The following is a 5,453-nucleotide window of genomic DNA, read 5'->3' on the forward strand; positions in this document are numbered from 1 at the left end:
AGTGCCTGGAGCCGCTACTGCTCCTGCATTAATTGTTGTAGGGACCATGATGATGTCTAATATCACCAAACTTGATTGGGATGATTTTACAGATATTCTACCGGCATTTGTGGCCATGATAATTATGCCTTTAACTTATTCCATCTCAAATGGAATAGCCCTTGGTTTTATTGTTTATCCTTTAGTTAAATTATTTACTGGTAAAGGCGAAGATGTACACTGGCTTGTATATGTACTTGGTTTAGTATTTGTTGGTTACTTCCTCTGGCTATAAATTTCCATGTGAATTAAATATATTAAAAAGCTGTACCTGTCAAGATTATGGATAGGTACAGCTTTTTTTCATTTAATTTGATATATTGACAAATTTAAAGTTGAGTAATATACTAAAATTAACTATTTTTTCAGGAAATATTACCTATTCATATTATATGAGGAGGTTATATATATGGATCATAAAAAAATGTTAGAAGATTTCAAAAAAAGATTTAAAATATCATTAATTATAACAGCACCGATTTTAGCACTTTCTCCTATGATTCAGAGTTTTTTTAACTATAGTATTGAATTTGCCGGAAGTAAATACTTATTATTTATACTTTCGACTATAATATTTTTCTATGGTGGCTGGCCTTTTTTATCAGGTTTAAAAGATGAGCTTAGTGATAAAAATCCGGGTATGATGACTTTAATTGCCCTGGCGATTTCTGTGGCTTATTTTTACAGTTCAGCAGTTGTTTTTGGCCTGGAAGGGAGATTTTTCTTCTGGGAGCTGGCAACCTTAATTGTAATTATGCTCCTTGGACACTGGATTGAGATGAGATCTGTGATGGGTGCATCTCAGGCTTTAGAAGAGTTGGCTAAGCTAATGCCTGATCAGGCTCATAAAATTGTTGATGGAAAAGTTGAAGATATTCAAATTAAAGAATTAAAAAAAGGAGATAAGGTTTTAGTAAAACCAGGAGAGAAAATCCCTGCTGATGGAATAATTTATGAAGGTGATTCTTATATAGATGAATCTATGTTGACAGGTGAATCAGAACCAGTTAAACGTGAAGAAGATGAGGAAGTGATTGGAGGTTCAATTAATGGTGATAGTTCAATTAAAATTAATATAGAAAAAGCAGGAGATGAAAGTTATTTATCTCAGGTTATAGAATTGGTAAAGGAATCTCAGGCAGCTAAATCTAAAACTCAAAATTTTGCAGATAGAGCGGCTTTATGGCTAACTATAATTGCCATAACGGCAGGAACAATTACTTTTGGCAGCTGGTATTTTATCACAGAAGATTTAGCTTTTGCTATTGAGCGGATGGCAACAGTTATGGTTATTACCTGCCCCCATGCCTTAGGACTTGCAATTCCATTAGTAGTAGCTGTCTCCACAACTTTATCTGCTAAAAATGGATTATTGATTCGAAATCGTACAGCTTTTGAAAATTCTCGCAAAATAGACACTGTTCTTTTTGATAAAACAGGTACTTTAACTGAAGGGGAATTTGGTGTTGAAACCGTAAAAAGTTTTAAAGAAGAATATAATGAAGAAGAAATTATTAAAAAAGCTGCTTCTTTGGAAAAAGAATCAGAACATCCAATTGCAAATGGAATAGTAAAAAAAGCAGAATCAGATAAGATTGAACTATTAAAAGTTGATGATTTTGAAATAATCAAAGGTAAGGGTGTAATAGGAAAAATTAATGGAAGAGATTTGAAAGCTGTTTCTAAAGCATTTCTGGAAGAAAATAAAATAAAAATTCCTGACAATACTCTAAAAGAAGGGCCATTTACTGAAGTTTTCATTTTAGAAAATGGAAATTTAATAGGTATGATTAGACTTGCAGATCAAATAAGAGAAAGTTCCTATAAGACAGTTCAAAAACTAAAGAACAAAGGTATAAAAGTTAAGATGCTTACTGGTGATAATCACAAAACAGCTCAATATGTTAGTAATGAGCTTGGGTTGAATGATTTCTTTGCAGAAGTACTTCCAGATCAAAAGCAGAAAAAAGTAGAGGAATTACAGGCTCAGGGTGATTTTGTAGCAATGACTGGTGATGGTGTTAATGATGCTCCAGCATTGGCAAAAGCAGATATTGGGATTGCTATTGGCTCTGGTACAGATGTTGCTGCAGAAACAGCAGACATAATTTTAGTTGAAAGTGATCCTTTTGATGTACTTAAATTAATTGAATTTGGTAGTTTAACATTTAAAAAGATGATGCAAAATTTATTTTGGGCTACAGGTTATAATGCATTTGCCATCCCATTGGCAGCTGGAGTACTATCAAGTTATGGAATTATGATTTCACCGGCTATGGGAGCAATTCTTATGTCTTTAAGTACGGTAATAGTAGCTTTTAATGCCAAACTTTTAAAATTTTAAAAATAACAAAATAAATATTTATCTAATTATTTAATTATGGTATTATTATAGATAGGAAGATATTTTATAGAGATTAAAATAAATTTAAGGAGGAGAAATATGGAAATAAAAGTTGATTTATTTAGTGATACTGGAACAAAACCTTCACAGGAAATGAGACAATTTATGGCAGAAGCGGAGGTAGGTGATGAACAACTTTTAGAAGATCCAAGTGTTAATAGATTAAATGAAATGGCTGCAGATTTATTGGGAAAAGAAGAGGCTATATATCTACCATCAGGTTTAATGGCCAATCAAATATCATTTGCTGTTCATTGTCGTCCTGGAGATGAAATTATAATGGATAAAACAGCTCATCCTATTCATTATGAAGGAGGAGCAGCAGCAATTATAAGCGGAGCTATGATAAATGGATTGGACGGTCAGAATGGTGTTTTTACTGCAGATCAGGTAAAAAATGCTATAAGGTCTAAGGATTATCATGATCCTCAAACTAAACTTGTTTCAATTGAGCAAACTTCTAATTTAGGTGGAGGAACAGTCTGGCCTTTAGAAAGAATTAGAGAAGTATGTAAAGTTGCTCGAGAAAATGATTTATCTACTCATATGGATGGAGCACGTTTGCTAAATGCAGTTAAAGCAAGTGGTATTAGTGCAGCTGAATATGCAGAAAGTTTTGATTCAGTCTGGTTTGATTTATCAAAAGGATTGGGAGCACCGGTTGGTTCAGTTCTTGCAGGATCTGAAGAATTTATAGAAAAAGCACGTTACTGGAAACAGCGTTTGGGTGGTGCTATGCGTCAGGCCGGAATCATAGCTGCTGGTGGTATTTATGCCTTAGAAAATAATGTGGAGAGATTAAAAAAAGATAATGAAAATGCAAGTTATCTTGCTCAGGGCTTAGCAGATATAGATGGCATAAATATTAATGTAAGTAATGTTGATACTAATATTGCTTTATTTGAAGTTAAGAGAATGAATAGAGAAGAGTTTATAGATAAAATGTTAAGTGAAGGGGTTAGATTTAGTCCTTTAGGCAAAAAATTTGTGAGAGCTGTAACTCATCTTCATATTAGTAAAAATGATATTGAATATGCTCTTGAGTCTGTGAAAAGAGTTATGAGTTAAAATTGAAAGATAGGTGATTTTATGAAAAATTCTCTTGAGGTTGAAGGATTAAAAAAATATTATGGTAACCTTAAAGCAGTTGATGGGATTAGCTTTTCAGTTGAGGATGGAAGTGTTTTTGGGATGTTGGGGCCTAATGGTGCTGGTAAAACCACTACAATTGAAACGTTGATAGGTTTAAAAGAAAAAGATGGTGGAAAAGTTAGTATACTTGGCTATGATCCATTTTTGGAAAAGGATCTAAAAGAGATTAAAAAGAAAATTGGTGTTCAATTACAATCCCCTTCTCTTTTCCCCCGACTTACAGTAAAAGAAATAGTGAATTTATTTGCCAGTTTTTATCCTGATCCACTGGAAAATGATTTGGTGATTGAACAGGTAGGTTTGGAGAATAAAAAGAATGAGAGAGTAATTTCTCTTTCAGGTGGTCAAAAACACAGGTTGGCTGTGGCCCTGGCCATGATTAGTAATGGAGATTTGATTTTTCTTGATGAACCCACTACTGGCCTTGACCCCCAGGCTAGAAGACAGCTCTGGGATGTTATTCAGGGGCTTAAAGAAAAAGGAGTCACTGTTTTTTTAACAACCCATTATATGGAAGAAGCAGAAAAGTTATGTGATAATTTAGTAATTATAGATCAGGGAGAAATAATAGCTAAAGGTTCTCCAAAAAAATTGATAAATGAGTATTTTGAAGAAAAAGCTGTAGAATTTAATGATCCAGGGTTCAGTAATGAGGAAATAAGAGATTTAAAAGAAAATCTGGATGTTGATCGTATTGGTTATGAAGAAAAACTTAATCGTTTTATATTATATTCTAAAGATATTAAAAAATTAATGACAAATTTAATTAATTATAGCAAAAGCACAAAAAAAGAAATTGATGATATAACTATCCGCCAGGCCTCTCTGGAAGATGTTTTTATTAAATTGACAGGAAGGGGAATCAGAGAATGAAAATATTCAGACAGGTTTTTATTGCTAATTTAAAAGAATTTTTAAGGGATAGATCCTCTTTGTTCTGGTTCCTTGCTTTCCCTGTTATTTTTATATTTATTTTTGGGATGGTCTATTCCGGAAATGGAGAACAAACTTTTAAAATTGGAGTTGTAAGAGATGCAAAAAATCCATTTTCTAATAATATTTCTAAAGCTTTAGAGTCAGTTCCTAATTTTGAAGTTATTTATAATGAATATGAAATAGAAAGGGAAGCTTTAAACAATGGAGAAAGAGCTCTGGTAATTACGATTCCTGATATTGAGTATGAACAATTAAATAATAATAAAAGTTATGATATAAAAGTTCTCTATGACTCAACTCGCCAGCAAACATCGCAAATTCTGCTTTCAGTTATTAGGCAGGTTTTTAATGAAGTAGAAAGAAATATTACAGGCAGTCCTCAACTATTTGAGGTAAGCACAGAAACTATTCAGCCTGATAAAATAAATAGTTTTGATTTTAGTTATATTTTACCAGGTATTCTGGCAATGGCTTTAATGCAGTTAGGTCTCTTTGGAGGTTTGCAAATTTTAAATCTTCGAGAACAAGGGATTATAAGAGGGCTGGGTGTTACTCCACTTCCGCGAATTACCCTACTGGGGAGTGAAATATTAATCAGATTAATTATGGCCTTAGTTCAAACATTTATTATTATTTTTATTGGAGTAACTGTGTTTGATTTAAGAATTGTAGGAGGATTTTTTGAAGTAACAGGTCTTGTTATTCTTGGGGCAATAACATTTATTAGTTTGGGATATATGCTTATTTCTTTTGCAAGTTCTCCTGAAAGTGGAGAAAGAATAATCCAGGCTGTACAATTTCCGATGTTATTTTTATCAGGTATTTTCTTTCCAATTGCAATAATGCCAGATTATATTAAACCGGTTGTTAGAGCTATTCCTTTAACTTATCTGGGAGATGGATTGCGCCAGATTATGGTAGG

The 5,453-nt window shown here is 32.8% G+C and carries 5 protein-coding genes; all 5 read left to right on the forward strand.

Features of this window, described 5'->3' with window-relative positions:
* The coding region (locus tag VJ881_02855) for an NCS2 family permease (protein ID HKL74983.1) at window positions 1–274 on the forward strand (274 nt) is incomplete at its 5' end.
* A 174-nt stretch (window positions 275–448) separates the two neighbouring features.
* A complete protein-coding gene (locus VJ881_02860; GenBank protein ID HKL74984.1) occupies window positions 449–2,383 on the forward strand; it encodes a copper-translocating P-type ATPase in 1,935 nt (644 codons plus the stop codon).
* A 99-nt stretch (window positions 2,384–2,482) separates the two neighbouring features.
* Complete coding sequence (locus VJ881_02865) at window positions 2,483–3,511, forward strand: threonine aldolase family protein (GenBank protein ID HKL74985.1); 1,029 nt, start codon at window positions 2,483–2,485, stop codon at window positions 3,509–3,511.
* Between the two features lie 21 nt (window positions 3,512–3,532).
* The gene (locus VJ881_02870; protein HKL74986.1) at window positions 3,533–4,468 is read left to right on the forward strand and encodes an ABC transporter ATP-binding protein; all 936 of its coding nucleotides are present in this window, start codon (window positions 3,533–3,535) and stop codon (window positions 4,466–4,468) included.
* A partial coding sequence (locus VJ881_02875) for an ABC transporter permease (GenBank protein ID HKL74987.1) occupies window positions 4,465–5,453 on the forward strand: 989 nt, incomplete at its 3' end. The genes VJ881_02870 and VJ881_02875, both read left to right, overlap by 4 nt.

It is taken from the genome of Halanaerobiales bacterium (assembly GCA_035270125.1).
In the GTDB taxonomy this organism is placed as follows: domain Bacteria; phylum Bacillota; class Halanaerobiia; order Halanaerobiales; family DATFIM01; genus DATFIM01.

Coding starts and splice junctions, on each gene's coding strand:
- VJ881_02860 (HKL74984.1), top strand. CDS start 449: ATGGATCATAAAAAAATGTTAGAAGATTTCAAAAAAAGATTTAAAATA.
- VJ881_02865 (HKL74985.1), top strand. CDS start 2,483: ATGGAAATAAAAGTTGATTTATTTAGTGATACTGGAACAAAACCTTCA.
- VJ881_02870 (HKL74986.1), top strand. CDS start 3,533: ATGAAAAATTCTCTTGAGGTTGAAGGATTAAAAAAATATTATGGTAAC.